Origin of the sequence: Micromonospora sp. NPDC049175, assembly GCF_043197345.1 — a bacterium.
Lineage (GTDB): Bacteria > Actinomycetota > Actinomycetes > Mycobacteriales > Micromonosporaceae > Micromonospora.
The window spans coordinates 1-17,925 of sequence record NZ_JBICSY010000017.1; the positions used below are offsets into that span (position 1 = coordinate 1).

19 protein-coding genes are annotated in these 17,925 nt (G+C 72.8%); 6 read left to right on the forward strand and 13 right to left on the reverse strand.

Annotation, left to right across the window (positions count from 1 at the left end):
- The first annotated feature begins 377 nt into the window (after nt 1-377).
- Entirely contained in the window at nt 378-2,876 is a 2,499-nt protein-coding gene (locus ACGFH8_RS34735; RefSeq protein ID WP_393375854.1) for a non-reducing end alpha-L-arabinofuranosidase family hydrolase, read from the forward strand.
- 57 nt (nt 2,877-2,933) lie between these two features.
- Here ACGFH8_RS34735 and ACGFH8_RS34740 read toward each other — a convergent pair whose 3' ends face one another.
- The 8 genes from ACGFH8_RS34740 to bioB all read right to left on the reverse strand — a co-directional run bounded on the left by ACGFH8_RS34740 (nt 2,934) and on the right by bioB (nt 7,847).
- Nucleotides 2,934-3,446 carry a GNAT family N-acetyltransferase gene (locus ACGFH8_RS34740; RefSeq protein ID WP_393375857.1) on the reverse strand — a complete coding sequence of 171 codons (513 nt, stop codon included), beginning with the start codon at nt 3,444-3,446 and terminating at the stop codon, nt 2,934-2,936.
- Nucleotides 3,443-3,850 (reverse strand): hypothetical protein, encoded by a 408-nt coding sequence (locus ACGFH8_RS34745; RefSeq protein WP_393375860.1) that lies wholly within the window; start codon nt 3,848-3,850, stop codon nt 3,443-3,445. Before ACGFH8_RS34745 ends, ACGFH8_RS34740 begins: the two co-directional genes overlap by 4 nt.
- Entirely contained in the window at nt 3,847-4,419 is a 573-nt protein-coding gene (locus ACGFH8_RS34750; protein WP_393375862.1) for a hypothetical protein, read from the reverse strand. Before ACGFH8_RS34750 ends, ACGFH8_RS34745 begins: the two co-directional genes overlap by 4 nt.
- Complete coding sequence (locus ACGFH8_RS34755; RefSeq protein WP_393375864.1) at nt 4,403-5,509, reverse strand: WXG100 family type VII secretion target; 1,107 nt, start codon at nt 5,507-5,509, stop codon at nt 4,403-4,405. The genes ACGFH8_RS34750 and ACGFH8_RS34755 overlap by 17 nt, the downstream gene beginning before the upstream one ends.
- Entirely contained in the window at nt 5,506-5,835 is a 330-nt protein-coding gene (locus ACGFH8_RS34760) for a hypothetical protein (RefSeq protein ID WP_393375867.1), read from the reverse strand. The genes ACGFH8_RS34755 and ACGFH8_RS34760 overlap by 4 nt, the downstream gene beginning before the upstream one ends.
- Nucleotides 5,828-6,550 (reverse strand): YbaB/EbfC family nucleoid-associated protein, encoded by a 723-nt coding sequence (locus tag ACGFH8_RS34765; protein WP_393375870.1) that lies wholly within the window; start codon nt 6,548-6,550, stop codon nt 5,828-5,830. Before ACGFH8_RS34765 ends, ACGFH8_RS34760 begins: the two co-directional genes overlap by 8 nt.
- A 107-nt stretch (nt 6,551-6,657) precedes the next feature.
- The gene (locus tag ACGFH8_RS34770) at nt 6,658-6,846 is read right to left on the reverse strand and encodes a hypothetical protein (protein ID WP_393375873.1); all 189 of its coding nucleotides are present in this window, start codon (nt 6,844-6,846) and stop codon (nt 6,658-6,660) included.
- Between the two features lie 5 nt (nt 6,847-6,851).
- Complete coding sequence (gene bioB / locus ACGFH8_RS34775; protein ID WP_393375876.1) at nt 6,852-7,847, reverse strand: biotin synthase BioB; 996 nt, start codon at nt 7,845-7,847, stop codon at nt 6,852-6,854.
- Between the two features lie 155 nt (nt 7,848-8,002).
- Between bioB and ACGFH8_RS34780 the strand changes: the two genes are divergently transcribed.
- The 4 genes from ACGFH8_RS34780 to ACGFH8_RS34795 all read left to right on the forward strand — a co-directional run bounded on the left by ACGFH8_RS34780 (nt 8,003) and on the right by ACGFH8_RS34795 (nt 12,291).
- A complete protein-coding gene (locus ACGFH8_RS34780) occupies nt 8,003-9,163 on the forward strand; it encodes an 8-amino-7-oxononanoate synthase (protein WP_393375879.1) in 1,161 nt (386 codons plus the stop codon).
- A gap of 114 nt (nt 9,164-9,277) precedes the next feature.
- The gene (bioD, locus tag ACGFH8_RS34785) at nt 9,278-10,003 is read left to right on the forward strand and encodes a dethiobiotin synthase (RefSeq protein WP_393375882.1); all 726 of its coding nucleotides are present in this window, start codon (nt 9,278-9,280) and stop codon (nt 10,001-10,003) included.
- A gap of 54 nt (nt 10,004-10,057) precedes the next feature.
- Nucleotides 10,058-11,614: a sensor histidine kinase gene (locus tag ACGFH8_RS34790; protein ID WP_393375884.1), complete on the forward strand. Its 1,557-nt coding sequence runs from the start codon at nt 10,058-10,060 to the stop codon at nt 11,612-11,614.
- The gene (locus tag ACGFH8_RS34795; protein ID WP_393375886.1) at nt 11,614-12,291 is read left to right on the forward strand and encodes a response regulator; all 678 of its coding nucleotides are present in this window, start codon (nt 11,614-11,616) and stop codon (nt 12,289-12,291) included. The genes ACGFH8_RS34790 and ACGFH8_RS34795 overlap by 1 nt, the downstream gene beginning before the upstream one ends.
- Before the next feature lie 30 nt (nt 12,292-12,321).
- Here ACGFH8_RS34795 and ACGFH8_RS34800 read toward each other — a convergent pair whose 3' ends face one another.
- From ACGFH8_RS34800 to ACGFH8_RS34820, 5 genes are all read right to left on the reverse strand, one after another.
- A complete protein-coding gene (locus tag ACGFH8_RS34800; protein ID WP_393375888.1) occupies nt 12,322-13,143 on the reverse strand; it encodes an ABC transporter permease subunit in 822 nt (273 codons plus the stop codon).
- Nucleotides 13,140-14,072 (reverse strand): ATP-binding cassette domain-containing protein, encoded by a 933-nt coding sequence (locus ACGFH8_RS34805; protein WP_393375889.1) that lies wholly within the window; start codon nt 14,070-14,072, stop codon nt 13,140-13,142. Before ACGFH8_RS34805 ends, ACGFH8_RS34800 begins: the two co-directional genes overlap by 4 nt.
- Nucleotides 14,073-14,150: 78 nt before the next feature.
- Nucleotides 14,151-14,999 carry a polysaccharide deacetylase family protein gene (locus ACGFH8_RS34810; RefSeq protein ID WP_393375891.1) on the reverse strand — a complete coding sequence of 283 codons (849 nt, stop codon included), beginning with the start codon at nt 14,997-14,999 and terminating at the stop codon, nt 14,151-14,153.
- Between the two features lie 24 nt (nt 15,000-15,023).
- Complete coding sequence (locus tag ACGFH8_RS34815; protein WP_393375894.1) at nt 15,024-16,202, reverse strand: cytochrome P450; 1,179 nt, start codon at nt 16,200-16,202, stop codon at nt 15,024-15,026.
- 9 nt (nt 16,203-16,211) lie between these two features.
- The gene (locus tag ACGFH8_RS34820) at nt 16,212-16,880 is read right to left on the reverse strand and encodes a class I SAM-dependent methyltransferase (RefSeq protein WP_393375897.1); all 669 of its coding nucleotides are present in this window, start codon (nt 16,878-16,880) and stop codon (nt 16,212-16,214) included.
- Between the two features lie 162 nt (nt 16,881-17,042).
- Between ACGFH8_RS34820 and ACGFH8_RS34825 the strand changes: the two genes are divergently transcribed.
- Entirely contained in the window at nt 17,043-17,912 is an 870-nt protein-coding gene (locus tag ACGFH8_RS34825; RefSeq protein WP_393375899.1) for a hypothetical protein, read from the forward strand.
- The last annotated feature ends 13 nt before the right edge of the window (nt 17,913-17,925 follow it).

Below are 17,925 nucleotides of genomic sequence, written 5' to 3' on the forward strand. Positions count from 1 at the left end.
CCGATCTGCTCCCGCTCCAGCGGGCTCAACCTCGACGCCATAACCACCCCAACGAAGATCACGGAAGGGTGTTGCAACCACCAGTTGAGCCCGCCTGCTGAACGGAAACTGTCCAAGATCTGTGACCGGAGTACGCGGATCGCCATACCGGTCAGCTCAGAAGGCGGCGGACATTGCCTTCACCGGCATCTTCAGCTCGTCGAGCAGGTCCAGGTCGGCGGTCGCCGGTCCGCCGAGCGTGGTTCCGAAACTTTTTCGAAACATCAGTGTCCGGACCCGCGCGTGTGCAAGCATCGACTGAGTTAGATTTCCCCCCCACCGAGACCTCCGGTCGTCCCGCCTCGACGGCCTGGGTGTTGGCCAATAAGGAGGCCGAGATGGCAATGAGCCCAACCGTTTGTCGCGGCGGGACTCGGCGACGGCGATCGCCCGCCGTCCGAGCGCTGCTCGCCGGCGCGTTCAGCGTCGTGACCGTAGCCGCCGTAGCGGTGATGATGCCCTCGGCGAACGCCGCCGCGACCACGCTCGGCGCGGCCGCCGCGCAGTCGGGCCGGTACTTCGGCACCGCCATCGCGGCTGGCCGGCTCGGCGACTCGACGTACAGCACGATCGCCGGGCGCGAGTTCAACATGATCACGGCCGAGAACGAGATGAAGCCGGACGCGACGGAGCCCCAGCGGGGCCAGTTCAACTTCAACTCCGGTGACCAGATCTACAACTGGGCGACCCAGCGCGGCCTGAAGGTCCGTGGGCACACCCTGGCCTGGCACGGGCAACAGCCGGGGTGGATGCAGAGCCTGAACGGCAGCAGCCTGCGGCAGGCGATGATCGACCACATCAACGGCGTGATGGGCCACTACCGGGGCAAGCTCGCCGCGTGGGACGTGGTGAACGAGGCGTTCAACGAGGACGGCAGCCGTCGTTCGTCGAACCTCCAGGGCACCGGCAACGACTGGATCGAGGTGGCGTTCCGCACCGCGCGGGCGGCCGACCCGTCGGTCAAGCTCTGCTACAACGACTACAACATCGAGAACTGGTCGTACGGCAAGACGCAGGGCGTCTACCGCATGATCCAGGACTTCAAGTCCCGTGGCGTGCCGATCGACTGCGTCGGGTTGCAGACCCACTTCACCGGCGGCAGCTCGCTGCCGAGCAACTTCCAGACCACGCTGTCCAGCTTCGCCGCGCTCGGCGTGGACGTGGCACTGACCGAGGTCGACGTCACCAACTCCTCCACCACCCAGTACGCCGGGCTGACCCAGGCCTGCCTGAACGTGCCGCGCTGCATCGGCATCACCGTCTGGGGCGTACGCGACAGCGACTCCTGGCGCTCCAACGAGAGCCCGCTGCTCTTCGACGGCGGCGGTAACAAGAAGGCCGCCTACAACTCCGTCCTCAACGCGCTCAACGCGGCCCCTCCGACCTCGGGGCCGACCGTGACCCCGACCGTGAGCCCGACCGTGACCCCGACCGTGACCCCGACCACGAGCCCGCCGCCGAGTGGCGGCTCCGGCCGGATCACCGGGGTGCAGTCGGGCCGTTGCATCGACGTGCCCAACTCCACGCAGACCAACGGCACCCGGGTCCAGCTCTACGACTGCAACGGTCAGTCGAACCAGCAGTGGACGTACACCACCGGCAAGCAGTTGCGGGTCTACGGCAGCAAGTGCCTGGACGCGAACGGCGCGGGCACCGCGAACGGCACCGGAGTCATCATCTGGGACTGCAACGGTCAGTCGAACCAGCAGTGGAACCTCAACTCCAACGGCACCATCAGCGGCGTCCAGTCGGGTCGGTGCCTGGACGTCTGGGGCACCGGCAACGGCCAGCAGGTCCAGCTGTACGACTGCCACGGGCAGACCAACCAGCAGTGGCGGACCGACTTCGGTGGCGGCACCACCACGCCGCCGCCGACCACCACGCCGCCGCCGACCACGCCGCCGCCGACCACCCCGCCGCCGGGCGGCTGCGCGCTCCCGTCGACCTACCGGTGGTCCTCGACCGGCGCGCTGACGAGCCCGCAGAACGGCTGGCTCTCGCTCAAGGACTTCACAAACGTGGTCTACAACGGCAAGCACCTGGTCTACGCGTCGAACGTCAACAGCAGCGGCTCGTACGGCTCGATGAACTTCAGCCTGTTCACCAACTGGTCCGACATGGCCTCGGCCGGCCAGACCGGAATGAGTCAGGGCACGGTGGCGCCGACGCTGCTGTACTTCGCCCCGAAGAACATCTGGGTGCTGGCGTACCAGTGGGGACCGACCTCGTTCAGTTACAAGACGTCGAGCGACCCGACCAACGCCAACGGCTGGTCCTCGGCACAGACGCTCTCCACCGCCAGCCTCCCCGACGCCCCGTACGGCGTGATCGACCAGACCCTCATCGGCGACGACCAGAACATGTACCTGTTCTTCGCGGGGGACAACGGCAAGATCTACCGGTCGAGCATGCCGCTCGGGAACTTCCCGGGCAGCTTCGGCTCGAGCTACACGACGGTCATGACCGACTCGACGAACAACCTGTTCGAGGGCGTCGAGGTCTACAAGGTGCAGGGCCAGAACCAGTACCTCATGATCGTCGAGGCGATCGGAAGCCAGGGGCAACGCTACTTCCGGTCGTTCACGTCCAGCAGCCTGGGCGGCTCGTGGGCCCCGCAGGCCGCCAGCGAGAGCAACCCCTTCGCCGGCAGGGCCAACAGCGGCGCGACGTGGACCAACGACATCAGCCACGGTGACCTGGTCCGCACCAACCCCGACCAGACCAAGACCGTCGACGCCTGCAACCTGCAGTTGCTGTACCAGGGCAAGGACCCCAACGCGAGCGGCGACTACAACCGGCTGCCGTGGCGGCCGGGTGTGCTGACCCTCCAGCGCTAGTTCGCGGAGAACCGGGGCGTGCCCGGCACCGTGCGGTGCCGGGCACGCTTGTCCGATTCAGCCGGGTAGGTCCTCGGCGAGCAGGTCCATCAGCAGGGCGTCGTGCCAGCGGCCGTCCTCGCCCCGCTCGTAGCGGCGCATGATGCCCACGGGACGGAAACCGACCTTCGCGTACGCCCGGATCGCGGCGCTGTTCGCCGCCGCCGGGTCGATGGTGAACCGGTGGTGGCCGTACTCGTCGATCAGGTGCCGGGCCAGGGTGCGGATCGCGTCGACGCCCAGCCCGGCGCCGCGCACCGCCGGGTCGAGGAAGACGTCCATGCTGGCGTGCCGGTAGTCCGGGTCCGGTTCGGCGTGCCACTGGATCGCGCCGATCACCCGGCCGTCGTGCTCGATGGCGTACAGGTGCAGGTCGCCGTCGCCGAGGTCGGCGCGGACGGAGTCGGCCAGGTCGTCGTCGCCACGCCACCAGCGGCGCACCTCGGGCGTGGCCCGGATGTCGGCCAACGCGGCGACGTCCGTCTCCTCGGCGGGGCGCAGCGTCACCACCCGGCCCGACAACGTGCTCACGAGCCGCTCCCCAGCGTCGCGCTGGTGTCCCAGCGCAGGACGTGCGTGTCGGTGTGGTCCTTGCGGATCGTGATCGCGGCCTCGTACCGCAACCGCGCCACACCGTCGACGACCACGTCGAGCTGCTGCCGTGCCGCCGCCGGTTCGCGGACCTCCACCTGGTGTGCGCCGACCGGCAGCGGATAGAACCAGCTCGACCAACTGGCCCGCGCGGGCGCACCGTCGATCAGCAGCACCGGCGGGGGGATCCAGATGTCCCAGTTGGGACGGTCGTCGACGAGCACGTCGCCACGGTACAGCTGGACCTGGCTGGTGAAGAAGAAGGTGAGCAGCACTCCGGCCTGCCCGCCCGGAGGCGTCGGCGGATCGGTGTCCGCTCCGACGAAGAGCGCCGCCGCGCTCACCGACGCCGCCTCGTGCGGCGCCGGAACACCAGGATGCCGACGACGATGCCCAGCACCGGCGGGACCAGCAGCAGCGCGGTCGGGGCGTCGTCCACCAGCAGGAACGGCAGGAACCCCAGGTACGCGGCACCCAGGCCGAGGACCAGGCTGAACGTCAACGCGGCGGCGATCGGCATCCGCCCGCCGGGTCGCTGCTCGCCGCGCCCCAACGCACCGGCGCCGAACGCCTCGTAGGAGGCGGCGTACTCCAGTGGCACGACCTCTCCCTCGCCCACGGTGACAAGTGCGCTGCGCTGCGGTGACACGTACTGCACCTCGACCAGTCGCTCGCCGACCGGCACCACGATGAGGGCGCGGCCGAAGCCGTAGGTCGCCGGCCGGCCGTCCACACCCACCATCGGGGCGAGCGTGAACCGCGCCGACTGCGGGGGGCACCAGGTGTGCACGGCGATCCCGCCGTGCCCCGGCGGCAGCTGTGGTGGCGGGCCGGTCGGGTCGTACCGCTCGATCTGGTACGCGCCCTGCGGGTGGGTGAGGTCACCGCCCGAGGGGTCATCGACCTGGGTCAAGGTATTGCTCCGTCCGGGAGTCGGAGAGCTCGGCGTCGTCGCCGAAGTAGTCGGTCGCCCGTTTGCCCTCGTTGGCGGCCGTCGCCGCGAGCTTGTCGGCCGGGCCCAGCCAGGTCCGGAAGTCCTTCGCCGAGTCGACGAGCACCGCCGACGAACCGCGCCAACCCGACGCGAACGTGCCGTTGGCCCCCCGAAGCTGGAACGACGCCTTGACCGAGGCCATCGTCCTCGGGTGCATCCTGGTGAGGACGGTGCGCAGCCGCTGGAGCAACGCGACGACCTTGCTGATGAACGTGGTCGCCCGGGTGGTGACCACCGCGCCCTGCACGGTCGTGGCCGCTCCCGCCGCGGCGGTGGACGCACCCATCGTCGGCACCGCGCTGGCCAACGCCGCCGTCCAGGTGAAGACCATCCACTCCACGAAGGTGGCGATCAGACCGAGCACGAAACCCTGCGCCACCTCCATCAGCAGCTTCGCCGCGTTCAGCGTCATCACCAGTTTTCGGGCGTCGTTGCCGAGACCGGCCACCCCCTGGGCGAACTCGTCCATCCGCTGGCGCGCGGCGTCGGCGGCCAGCCCCTGCCAGCCCACCAGCCCCTCCTGGACCGCCGCACGGATCTCCGCGGCCAGCGGGTCGAGCGCGTTGCCGACCCGCTCCCACTTGGCGATCTCCCCCTCCATCCGCTCGGCATTGCCGGTGACCAGCCCGAGCAGGTCCTCCAGCGGCTGCACCACGTCCACCAGAAACGTGAGCCCGGCGGAGATCAGGAAGTTGAGCGGGTCCACCGCGTAGGCGAAGACGTTGACACCCAGGTCGCCGACGCTGCCGGCGATGTTGAACAGCTCCGACCAGTCGCCGTCGCCGCCGGCCCACTTGGCGCCCGCCGAGACGGCCTGCGGGATTCCGGAGAGCCCCGGCACGTCCTTGACCGGGTCGAAACGGAGCACGTCGTAACCGCCGACGTCCACCGACCCGGCCCCGCCGTACCCGTCCCAGGTGGTGTCCGCGCCGACCGGGCCGGTCGCCCACTCCTGCCGGGTGACGTCGTTCGTGACGTCGCTGTCGGTGAGGTCGCGCTCGTCGCTCATTCGGGGTGGCCCTCGGCCAGCCGCTGATGCAACCTGCGCATCCGCTCGTCGATGTCCTGCTCGGTGCGCCGGTACGCCTCGGCGGTGCAGTCCAACGCCTCGACCCGGTCGGTGAGCGCCTCCCCCATCAGACCCAGGTGCTCGTAGAACTCACCGGCGAAGCGCCAGTACAGCGCGGCGAACGGCGCCCCCAGGGCACCCCAGATGTGCCACTCGGGGTTGGCGTCCTCGGCCAGGTCGGCGATCGCCGCCGCCCGCTGCTGGATGTCCGCCAGGCGCGTCCGGCAGGTCAGGATCTCGTCCACGTTCGCTTCGAAGTCAGCCACCTCGGCCCTCCTCGTCGTCGGTGTCGGACGGTCGATAGGCGGCCACCAACGACACCAGGTCCAGGCGGGGGCCGGCAACACGCTGGACCCGCTCGGCGAGCAGCGCGGCGGCGTCCGCGGTGGCCCGGCGGACGGTGTCGAGCACCAGCGCCGCCAGGTGGGTCGGGTCCAGGCGGGGCGCGGCGTCCGCCAGCTCGACCCGCCGCAGCTCGCCCGTGGCGCCCACCTCGGCGACGACCCCGCCCTGGGTCGCGTGGGCGGTGGCGGTCAGGTCGGCCACGTCGGCCCGCGTCGTCGCCCAGGCGTCAAGTTGCCGTCGCGCCTCGTCGCGCAGACGGCGTACGAGCGGGTCGGTCTCGTCGTCGGCGGTATCGTCGGCCGGGGGTGGGGGCGGCTCGGGCAGCGCGGTGGCGAGGGGGTCGGGCAGGTCGGCGCGGCCGGGCACCAACTCGCGGGCCCGTTCGGTGAGCAACTCGTCGGCCCGCTCGGTGGCAGCGCGCACGGTGGCGACCAGCAGCGCGCCGAGGGCTCGGCCGTCGTGGTGTCGGATCCGGCGGGTCAGCGTGAGGTCGAGCAGGGCGTTGCGCGGCCCGGCCGTCACCACCACCGCACCGTCCGGCGACTCGACGGTCGCCGTGGTCTCCCCGACCGCGACGCGCAGCTCGGCCGCCGTGCTCAGGATTCGCCGCTCCCGGGCGGCGCGGTCAGCGTCCACCTTGGTCCCCCCGCGGGTTGTCGCCCCAGCCGTGGGTCGGAACCTACCACCGCACCCGGCGTCGGCGGGGTCCCCGCCGACGCCGCCGGTGGGTCAGGTGGAGTGGATCAGCCCCGGATCTCGCCGTGCTCGACGCAGACCGCCGACCAGCCGACCGGCAGCACCTGCACCTTCATCCGGCGGCGGCACCTGTGGCAGAACCGGGGCGGCTCCAACTGGCGGGCCGAGGCGCAGCCCGGATGGGCGGCGGTCGCCGACTCACCGCACCTGTCGCACCACACCTCGGTCGTCGTCATCGTCGTCACAGCGTGGCGGAGAGGGCCTTGACCGGCATCTTCAGCTCGTCCAGCAGGTCGAGGTCCGCGGTCGCCGGGCGACCCAGCGTGGTCAGGTAGTTGCCGACGATCACCGCGTTGATGCCACCGAGCAGACCGTCCCGGGTGCCCAGGTCACCGAGGGTGATCTCCCGACCACCCGCGTACCGGAGGATGGTGCGGGGCATGGCCAGCCGGAACGCGGCGATGGCCCGCAGCGCGTCCTTGCCCTCCACCACCGGACGGTCGCCCAGCGGCGTGCCCGGTCGGGGGTTGAGGAAGTTGAGCGGCACCTCGTGCGGGTTCAGCTCGGCGAGCTGCGCGGCGAACTCGGCCCGCTGCTCGACGGTCTCGCCGAGGCCGAGGATGCCACCGCAGCACACCTCCATGCCGGAGTCGCGCACCATCCGCAGCGTCTCCCAGCGTTCCTCCCAGGAGTGCGTGGTGACCACGTTGGGGAAGTACGACCGGCAGGTCTCCAGGTTGTGGTTGTAGCGGTGCACACCCATGTCGACGAGGTCGTCGACCTGCTCCTGGGTGAGCATGCCCAGCGACGCGGCGACCTGGATCTCGACCTCGGCCTTGATCGCGGCGACGCCCTCGCGCATCTGCTTCATCAGGCGGGCGTCCGGGCCGCGCACGGCGGCGACGATGCAGAACTCCGTCGCCCCGGTCTTGGCGGTCTGCTTCGCCGCCTCGACAAGCGACGGGATGTCCAGCCAGACCGACCGCACCGGGGAGGTGAACAGGCCCGACTGGGAGCAGAAGTGGCAGTCCTCCGGGCAGCCGCCGGTCTTCAGCGAGACGATGCCCTCGACCTCGACCTCGGGACCGCACCAGCGCATCCGCACGTCGTGGGCGAGTTGCAGGGCGGCGGGCAGGTGCTCGTCGGGCAGGTTCAGCACCGCGAGGATGCCGGCCTGGTCGAGGCCGACACCGTCACCCAGCACCTGGGTCCGGGCCTGGTCGAGGATCTCTGGCATGGCTCGTACCCTACAAGGCCCCCCGTCAGCCGGAATGGCCTGGCAGCCCGGTGGGCGCTCGCGTCGAGTGGATCCGTCGGGCTGACGGTGGCGGGTGGTAATTTCGCCCGGCGGGTGTCGGGCTGACCGGCGCGGACGGCGGCGAAGGGGTGACGGTGGCGGACTGGCTGGCGGCACTCGACCGGCGCGCGCAGTTGCGGGCGAAGGCCGGGCTGACCCGGCGACTGCACCCGCGACCCGCCGGCGACGGGGTGACCGATCTGGCCGGCAACGACTACCTCGGCCTGGCCACCCACCCGGAGGTCACCGCCGCGGCCGTGGCGGCGCTGTCGGCGTACGGGCTGGGGGCCACCGGGTCGCGCCTCGTGCGGGGTTCCACCGACGCGCACCAGGCGCTGGAGGACGAGCTGGCGCAGTGGCTGGGCACCGATCGCGCACTGGTCTTCTCCTCCGGCTACCTGGCCAACCTCGGCGCGCTGCGGGCGCTCGTCCAACCTCGGACGCTGCTCGTCTCCGACGCGCACAACCACGCGTCCCTGATCGACGGCTGCCGGATCTCCGGTGCTGAGACGGTGGTCACCCCGCACGCTGACGTGGACGCCGTGGCCGCCGCGCTCGCGGCCGCTCCGGGCCGCCCGGCGGTGGTGGTGACCGAGTCGATCTTCTCGGTCGACGGTGACCTCGCGCCGCTGGCCCGGTTGCACGCGGTGGCCCGCCGGCACGGCGCGCTCCTGCTGATCGACGACGCGCACGCACTCGGCGTGACAGGTCCGGCCGGCGCGGGTGCGGTGGCCGCCGCAGGGCTCGCCGGCGAGCCGGACGTGGTGATCACCGCCACCCTGTCCAAGGCGCTCGGTGGCGCCGGCGGTGTGGTCGCGGGCCCGGCCGAGTTCGTCAGGCATCTGGTCGAGACCGGGCGTACGTTCATCTTCGACACGGCGCTGCCACCGGCGGTCGCCGCCGGCGTGCACGCCGCGCTGCGGCTGGCTCGGGCCGGTGACGACGGGCGCGCGGAGCTGTCCGACCGGGTGCGGGTGGCGGTCGGTCGACTGCGCGCGGCCGGGCTGACCGTCTCCGCGCCGGACGCGGCGGTGATCTCGGTGACCGCCCCCGGGCCGGAGGCGGCGACCGCCTGGGCCGCCGACTGCCGGGATCGGGGTGTCGCGGTGGGGTGCTTCCGGCCACCGTCCACCCCGGACAGCCGTTCCCGTCTGCGCCTCACGGTCAGTGCTGGGGTGCCCCGGGCGGATTTCGAGCGGGCCCTGGAGGTCATCGTGGAGTGTGCCCCGCAGTCGCGAGCAGAGGTGGCGCCGTGAGCGCGAGGAGTGAGCCGGGTTTGCGAGCCCCGCAGTCGCGAGCAGAGGTGACGCCGTGAGCGCGAGGAGTGAGCCGGGTTTGCGAGCCCCGCAGTCGCGAGCAGAGGTGACGCCGTGAGCGGGTGGGAGGGGTCGGTCCTGGTCACCGGGACCGACACCGAGGTCGGTAAGACGGTGGCGACGGCGGCGATCGCGGCGGCGGCGCAGGCCGCCGGGCTGCGGGTGGCGGTGGTCAAGCCGGCCCAGACGGGTACGGCCGGCGGTGAGCCGGGCGACGTGGACGCGGTGAACCGGCTGGCCGCCCCGTTGACCGGCCGCACCCTGGCCAGTTATCCCGATCCGCTCGCCCCGCTGGCGGCCGCCCGGGTGGCCGACCTGCCGCCGTTGGAGCTGTACGAGGCGGTGGACGCGGTCCGTGCGGAGGCGGACACACACGACCTGGTGTTGATCGAGGGCGCGGGTGGGTTGCTGGTTCCGATGGGGCTGCGTCCGTCGGGGGAGCCGTGGACGATGGCGGACCTGGCGGTGTCGCTCGGCGCGCCGGCGGTGGTGGTGGCCCGCGCCGGGTTGGGCACGCTCAACCACACCGCGCTGACCCTGGAGGCGCTCGACCGGCGGGCGGTGCCGGCCGGCGTGGTGATCGGGGCCTGGCCGAGCCGGCCGGAGCTGGTGCACTGGACCAATCTCACCGATCTGGTGCCGAATCTGCTCGGCGCGCTGCCCGACGGCGCCGGGGCGATGGACCCGGGCGTGTTCCGGCGTTCCGCGCCGGGCTGGCTCACCCCGGCCCTGCACGGTGTGCTCGACGACTGGCGGGTCTGGGCCGAGGAGAGCGGCTGACCACCTGACTTTCGTCGGTGTTCGCGCAGGTCGAGCGTAGGTAGCCTGGCCGCCGTGCGGATCCTCGACTTCGCGCTGCCAGGTCCGCTGGATCGGCGGCGTCGCCTGCTGCTGGACGCGCTGCTCTGGGCTGTGGTCGCGGCCCCGGTCGGCTACGCCGGGGTCAGCCCGCCCTACCCGCGGTACGCGGTGCCGCTGCTGGTCGGCAAGTTGTCGCTGCTCGGCGCGGCCGCGGTGGCGAGTCGACGCCGACCGTTGGTCGCCCTGGTGCTTGTGGTGCTCGGGTCGGTCGTCGATGGCAATTTCGTCTTCGCCATTCCGGTCTTCAGCTATCTCACCGGGCGGCGCAGCGTCTCGGCGGGCCCGGTGGCCGGGGTGTTCGTGCTGATCGTGGCCGGCGGGACGGCGCTCAACCTGGGTCTGCTCGGCACCGGCGAGGCCACCTGGTTCCTGCTGGCCTCGGTGTTGCTCTTCGCCGCGGTGTTCCCCTGGCTGGTGGGCCGGTACCGGCGTCAGCAGCAGGAGTTGGCCGCCGCGGGTCATCGTCACGTGGAGGCGCTGATCCGCGAGGAGCGGGGTGCCGCCGAGCGCATCCGGCTGCGGGAACGGGCCCGGATCGCGGGGGAGATGCACGACTCGCTGGGTCACGACCTCAGCCTCATCGCGTTGCGCGCCGCCGCGCTCGAGGTCGCCGCCGACCTCGACCACAGGCATCGGGTCGCGGCGGGGGAGCTGCGGGCGAGCGTCTCCGCCGCCACCGAGCGACTGCACGAGATCATCGGGGTGCTCCGCGAAGAGGGTGGCGCGTCGGTGCGTCCGAGTGGGGAGACGGTCGCCGACCTGGTCGACAACGCCCGGGAGGCGGGGATGGCGGTCCGGCTGGACGCCTCCTCGGTGGTGGCGGAGCTGCCGGCGATGACCGGCCACGCGGCCCACCGGGTGGTCCGTGAGGCGCTGACGAACGCGGCCCGGTACGCGCCGGGGGCCCCGGTCGACGTGCGTCTTACCCGCGACGGTGAACGGGTCGAGGTGTGCGTGGTCAACGGTGCTCCGCCGGTGGAGCCGCTCCCCGCGCCGCCGTCGCAGGGCAGCGGGTTGCTCGCGCTCGCCGAGCGGGTCCGCCTCGCCGGCGGGACGCTCGATGCCGGACCCCGTACCGGGGGCGGGTTCGTCGTCCGGGCGGTGTTGCCGGCGACCGCGCCGCCGGTGGAGGCGATCGAGAGCGACCCGGCGCCGTCCGGCGGCCGGCCCGGCCCGGTGGAGCGGCCGGTGGACGCGGCGCGGCGGCTGCACGACGCCCGCCGCCGAGTCCGGCGCAGTCTGCTGGTGGCACTCCTGGCGCCTGCCGGTTTCGCCCTGGTGCTCTCCCTCGTCTACTACCCGGTGGCGACCGCCGGGACGGTGCTGGACCGGGCCACCTTCGACAAGATGCGCGTCGGCGTGGCCAGGTCGGAGCTGGAGGGTCTGCCCCGGCGGCAGTTGGAAAGCCCCGTCGGCGTCGACCGGGCCGGTTGCGAGTACTACACCGACGGCAACTTTCCCCTGGCCGAGCCGACGTGGCGGCTCTGCTTCACCGACGGCCGGTTGGCCAGCAAGGAGTGGATCGCGTAGTGGACGCCGACAGGGCCGGGGCAGCTCCGGTGCGGGTGGTGCTGGCCGACGACGAGGCGATGATCCGGGCCGGTGTCCGGGCCATCCTCGCCAGCGACCCCGGCATCGAGGTGGTCGGCGAGGCCGGCGACGGGCACGCGGCGGTGGAGTTGGTACGCGCGCACCGACCTCGGGTCGCGCTGCTGGACATCCGGATGCCGCGGCTGGACGGGTTGGCCGCCGCCGCCGAGATCCGCCGGATCGTGCCGGAGACCGCGACGATCATGCTGACCACGTTCGGCGAGGACGACCATGTGGCCCGCGCGCTCGGGCACGGCGCCAACGGGTTCCTGCTCAAGGCCGGCGACCCGCGGGAGTTGATCGCCGGTGTGCACGCCGTCGCCGAGGGCGGCGCGTACCTGTCGCCGCGGGTGGCCCGTCGGGTGCTCGAGCTGGGTGCGGGGCGGTTGGCCCGCCGGCCCGCCGCGCGGGACCGTACGGCCGGGCTGACCGAGCGGGAACGGGAGGTGCTGGCCCTGGTCGGGGCGGGGCTGTCCAACGCCGAGATCGCCCGCCGACTGCACCTGGTGGAGGGCACCGTGAAGAGTTACCTGACGAGCATCTTCACCCGCCTGGACGTGCGGAACCGGGTGCAGGCGGCGATCCTCGCGTACGAGGCGGGGCTCGTCGACGGCTGAGCGGGGGCCGGGAAGCCCCCGCTCAGCTCGTCAGGCGTCGCGTCGGCGCAGTGCGCCCCGGCCCAGCAGCAGTGCGGCGCCGGCCCAGCCGGCGAGCAGGAGCAGCCCGACCAGACTCGGGTACGGCTCGGTGTCGCCGGCCAGGAAGTGCCCGCCGGCCACGCCGGGGAGCGCGTCGGCGATCCGGTTCAACACGTCGATGTCCGGGTTCTGCAGGGACAGCGGCACGATCATCAGGGTGGCGAGGAGCGCGGTGATCGTGAGCACCGCACTGCGCAGTGCCGCGCCGAGACCCAGGGCGAACACGCCGATCAGCGCCAGGTAGACCGCCACCGCCACGATGTCGCCGATCGTCTCGGCGGCCGGGGCGCTGCCCCACTCGCCGAGCACCGGCCGGGCGACCAGGGCGCCGACGCCGCCGAGCAGCAACCCGAGGGCGAAGGTGACCGCGCCGGTGACCACGGCCTTGGCCAGCAGCACGCGACCACGGGACGGGGTGCACTGCAACGTGGTCCGGATGGTGCCGCTCGTGAACTCGGCGGTGATCGCCAGCAGGCCGAGGGCGAGCACCACGAACTGGGTCAGCTCGACCGAGTCGATCAGCACGCTGCCGACGGTGACGATCCCCGGGTCGTCGGCGGGGTCGTCGTTGGTGTTGGCGTTCGCCGCGTAGATGGCGAGTTGGCCGGCGCTCGCGGCCATCACCAGCAGCCCGGCCAGCGCCGTCCACCAGGTGCTGCGCACCGAGGAGAGCTTGGTCCACTCGGCGGCCACCGCCCCTCGGAGGGTGGCCGGCGCACCGGCGGCCGGCGTGCTGGCGGGGCGGGTGCCCGCGTCGGTCCGGATGCTCATCGTTGCCCACCTTCGGTCGGGCCGCCGGCGTACTCGACGCTGTCGGCGGTCAGCTCCATGAACGCCTGTTCCAGGGTCGCGGCCTGCGCGGTCAGCTCGTGCAGCCGTACCCCCAGCTCGTAGGCCAGGTCACCGACCCGGTCCGCGGTGACGCCGGTGACGGTCAGCTCGTCGCGGTCGGCCGCCACCACGCTCGCCCCGGTGGCCGTGAGGCGCTCGGCCAGGGCGGCCAGCCCGTCGGAGTGCGGGCTGCGCACCCGGACGGCGACAGTGCTGCCGGCGATCACGTCGCCGATCGGCGCGTCGGCGAGCAGTCGGCCCCGCCCGATCACCACGAGTTGGTCGGCGGTGAGCTGCATCTCGCTCATCAGGTGGCTGGAGACGAAGACGGTCCGCCCCTGGTCGGCGAGCGAGCGCGTCAGGTGTCGTACCCAGCGCACCCCGTCCGGGTCGAGGCCGTTCACCGGCTCGTCGAACATCAGCACCGGCGGGTCGCCGAGCAGCGCGCCGGCGATGCCGAGCCGCTGGCCCATGCCCAGGGAGAGGGTCCGACCCGGTTTGCCGGCGGCCCGCGCGTCCAGCCCGACGGTGTCCAGCACCTCGTCGACGCGGCGGGCGGGAATGCCGTTGCTGCGGGCCATGGCCAGCAGGTGTGCCCGGCCGGACCGGGCCGGGTGGATGGCGCGGGCGTCGAGCAGCGCGCCCACCTCGTGCAGCGGGCGGCGCAGGTCCCGGTACGCGCGCCCGCCGATGAGGGCCTGTCCGGCGGTGGGGCGGTCCAGCCCGAGGATCATCCGCATGGTGGTGGACTTGCCGGCGCCGTTGGGGCCGAGGAAGCCGGTGACCCGGCCGGGCGCGACGTCGACGGTCAGCGCGTCGACCGCGACGGTCGCCCCGAACCGTTTCGTCAACCCACGTAATGTGATCATGCGCTGACGCTAGGCGCGCAGCCCGCTGCTCCACCGCGCCCGAAGGGCAGCACCGGGCCCTGACTTTCGTCAGGTCGGTCAGCGGACGTAGTCCTCCAGCAGCGCCGGCGTGAGCCCGGCCCGGTGGATCGCCTTGAGCGCGGCGAGCAGGTCGTCCATCAGCGCCGGCCGGAAGTGCATCAGCAGCACGTCGCCGGGCCGCACCACCTTCTCCGGGGTCTGGTAGCGCACCTTCCCCTCGTGCACGGTCTCGGTCCAGTGCAGGACCGCCTTCGCGCCGCAGTCGTGCGCCGCCTTCAACGTGGTGCTGTCATGTTCGCCGAACGGTGGCCGGAACAGGGTCGGTCGCTTGCCGTACAGCGCCTCAAGCGTGTCCGCCGCCCCGCAGATCTCGTGCTTCTGTCGGTCGTACGACCGGCCGGCCAGCGAGGTGTGCGTGATGGTGTGGTTCTCGACGACCCCGCCCGCCACCATGATCTGCCGGAAGTAGTCGGTGTGCTCCTCCGCCGCCGGTGAGTTGAGGAACATGGTGACCGGGATGTGCGCCCGCCAGACGAAGTCGGCGACCTCGGGCGGTCGGGCCAACCCACCGTCGTCGATGGTGATGAAGGCGACCTTCTGGTCGGTCGGCAGGCGGTGCCAGAACTGGGCCGCGCCGGTCGCGGGCAGCGGCACCGGTTGCGGGGGCGGCGCCTCGGGGAAGGTCGGCACCTGGGACACGTACCAGTCCAGACTTCCCGGTCTGGGCCGCACCGTCACCGACGGCGAGACCGACGGTGCGGCCGACGGCGAGGCGGACGGGACCGGCTGGTGGGCCACGGTGATCTGCCGTGCGTGCGGCGTGCGCCCGGCTGTGCAGGCGCTCAGCACCAGCAGGGCCACAACTGGTACGACGGCGAGGATCCGACGTGCGGGGGTCGCTGACACGCCCGGAAACCTACCGAAGCGAGATCAGGATTTCGTCAGGCCGGTGCCCCGGACCACGAAGGCGTCCGGCATCCGGAAGGTGAGATTGTCCGGGCACCAGGGCGGGCGGACGACAGTCACCCCGTCCAGCAGCGGCGCTGCCTCCGCGACGACCACTGCCGCCTCCATCCGGGCCAGCACGTCACCGACACAGCGGTGGGCGCCCGCCCCGAACGACAGGTGGCGGCGGGATCCACGCTGGCCCGGCCGGAACTCGTCGGGCGTCTCGACGACCGCCGGGTCGCGGCCGGCGCGACCCAGCCAGAGCACGAGGCTGCTGCCCGCCGGCACCGCCGTACCGCCGAGGGTGCTGTCCGCCGCCGCCACCCGCCGCCAGGTGACGATCGGCGGCTCCAGCCGCAACCCCTCCTCCACCACGTCGGCCACCGCGACCTCGCCGGTGCGCAGGCCGGCCCGCACCGCCGGCTCGCCGGCCAGCCGGTGCAGCAGCAGGGTGAGGAACTGCGAGGTGGTCTCCTGGCCGGCGACCAGCAGGAAGAAGAGCGCGCCGACCACCACGTCCGACGAGTGACCGGCCGCGCGCAACTCGCCGGCCAACCCGCCGCCGGTGGCCGCGAAGTCGCGCAGGACGCGGTGGAACCGGCCCACCTCGGCGGCGAGCGCCAGTTGCCGATCGGTGTCCAGCGGCGCCCAGAACAACTCCAGCGCGGCGCGGGCGAACTCCTTCACCGCGCCGACGGGCGTGTCCGGCAGCTCGACCAGCCGGGCCAGCACCAGCAGCGGGAGGTCGGCGGCGAGGTCCGCGTACAGGTCGACCGGCTCGCCGGTGTCGAGGCGGGCGCCGAGCCGGGCGACCCGGTCCCGGACCAGCGCGGTGAGCCAGGGCCGCTGCGCGGCGACCCGCTCGGGGCGCAACGCCGCCGCGACGATCGCCCGGATCTCCGGATGGCTGGCGCCCGAGTTGTTGGCCAGGGTCGGCGGCAGCCGGAACCGGTGCCCGGCGAGCACCCGCAGGGCGGTCACCGGCATCGGTGTCACCGCGTCCAGGGCGTTGTCCGGTGGATAGGTGACCGGGTCGGCCAGGACCTGACGGACCAGCGCGTGCCGGGTGACGACCAGGTGGCGTACGCCGACGTGGTCGCTCACCTCGGCGACGTCCGGCCAGGGTGCCTGGACCGCGGACCCCCAGCTGGAGAACAGCACGTCGACACGCTAGCGGGCGGCTCCCGGCAGCCCGGCGCGCAACTGCCAGACGGTGGTGCGCTTCACCCGTACGCTCTCCAGCGCCTCCGGCACCGGCACGTCGTACGCGGCCAGCTCGTCGAAGCGGTCGCGGGGCAGGAACGCCCGGCCGGGGTCACCGACGAGCGCCGGCGCGCCGGCCCGGGCGGCGCGGAGCAGGAACCGCAGCACCCGGCGGGCCATCGCGTCGCTGTAGAAGACGTCGCCGGCGAGCACCACCTCGGCGTCGCCCGCGTCGGAGTCGAGGATGTCGCCGAACTCGGCGTCGACGCGTACCCCGTTGGCCTCGGCGTTGAGCGCGACGGCCGCCACCGCCAGCTCGTCCACCTCGACGGCCCGTACCGACGCGGCGCCGGCATGGGCGGCGGCGATGGCCACCAGGCCGGAGCCGGAGGCGAGGTCGAGCACCCGGCGGCCGGCGACCAGCTCCGGGTGGTCGGTCACGTAGCGGGCGAGGGCCTGACCGCCGGCCCAGGCGAACGCCCAGAACGGCGGCGGCCGGTCGGTGGAGAACTCGCCCTCGGTCAGCTCCCACAGCCCGATCGGCTCGTCGGCCTGGTGCAGCCGCACCTCGGGGACGAAGGGGACCGGGGCCAGCCGGGCGTGCAGCCGGACGAACGTGCTGGAGAGCTCGGACACCCGCCGATTCTCGCGTACCGGCGATCCCCGGCGACGCGGGGAGGTGGACCGGTACGGGTGAGGGGTTCACCACTGTCGGTGAAATCACCACCCGTCCTTGGCGTCCGGTGCGAAGACACCCCTCTGCCCGACCCGCCCGTTTCCTCCTAGCGTTTCCCGGGAGTGACGAGAAGAGGCGAGGTGGTGGTGATCGTGTGGCGGTACGTGCTGCGGTTCGGGGCGTTGGTTGCCGGCGTGACCGGGGCGGTGCTGACCCTGGCCGCGCCGGCGCAGGCGGCCTTCGCCACCGAGATGAGCGGCCTGCCGGCCCGGTTCACCGCCGGGGATCAGGTGCGGACGATCTCCGCGGTGGTGTCCCAGACGGATCGGCGCGGCGGTTGCGTGAAGGTGCGCTGGTCGATGGTGCTCAGCGTGCAGGGCATCCGACTCGACCAGGTGAAGATGGACCGGGTGGAGGAGACCGGGGACTTTCCCCTGCAGATCCAGACCGAGGGTGACGTGGCCCGGCTGACCGACCGGCAGCTCGACCCGGGCACGCTCTGCCCGGGCCGCACGGTCACGGCGCGCTACCGGGTGGCCTTCGCCGAGGACGTCACCCAGGGGCGGGTCACCCTCGCCGCCGAGGCGTACGACGCCAACGCGCGCCTGCTGGCCCGGCAGACGGCCACCCGCTCGGTGCGGGGTGCGGGCGCCACCCCGACCGGTACGCCGACGCCGAGCGCCACCCCGGCGCGGCCCAGCGAGCCGGCGAGCGCGCCGGCCGAGGAGGACACGTCCGGGGTGGAGCCGGCGGGGGACTATCCGGCCGACGCCGCACCACCGGCCGGCCGCCCGGTCTCGCGGACCGGCGGGTTCGGTGTGGTGCAGGCCGCCTTCGTGCTCGGCGGGTTGCTGCTCTTCCTCGGGATGGGCCTGCTGCTGCGGCTGCGACACCTGACCCGGGCCCCGGCCGACGAGGCCGAGGACCCGCAGGTGGACCGGACCTGGGAGCGGCCGGCCCCGGCCGACCGCTGGCGGCCGGCCCGCCGCTGATCGGGGGACGTGG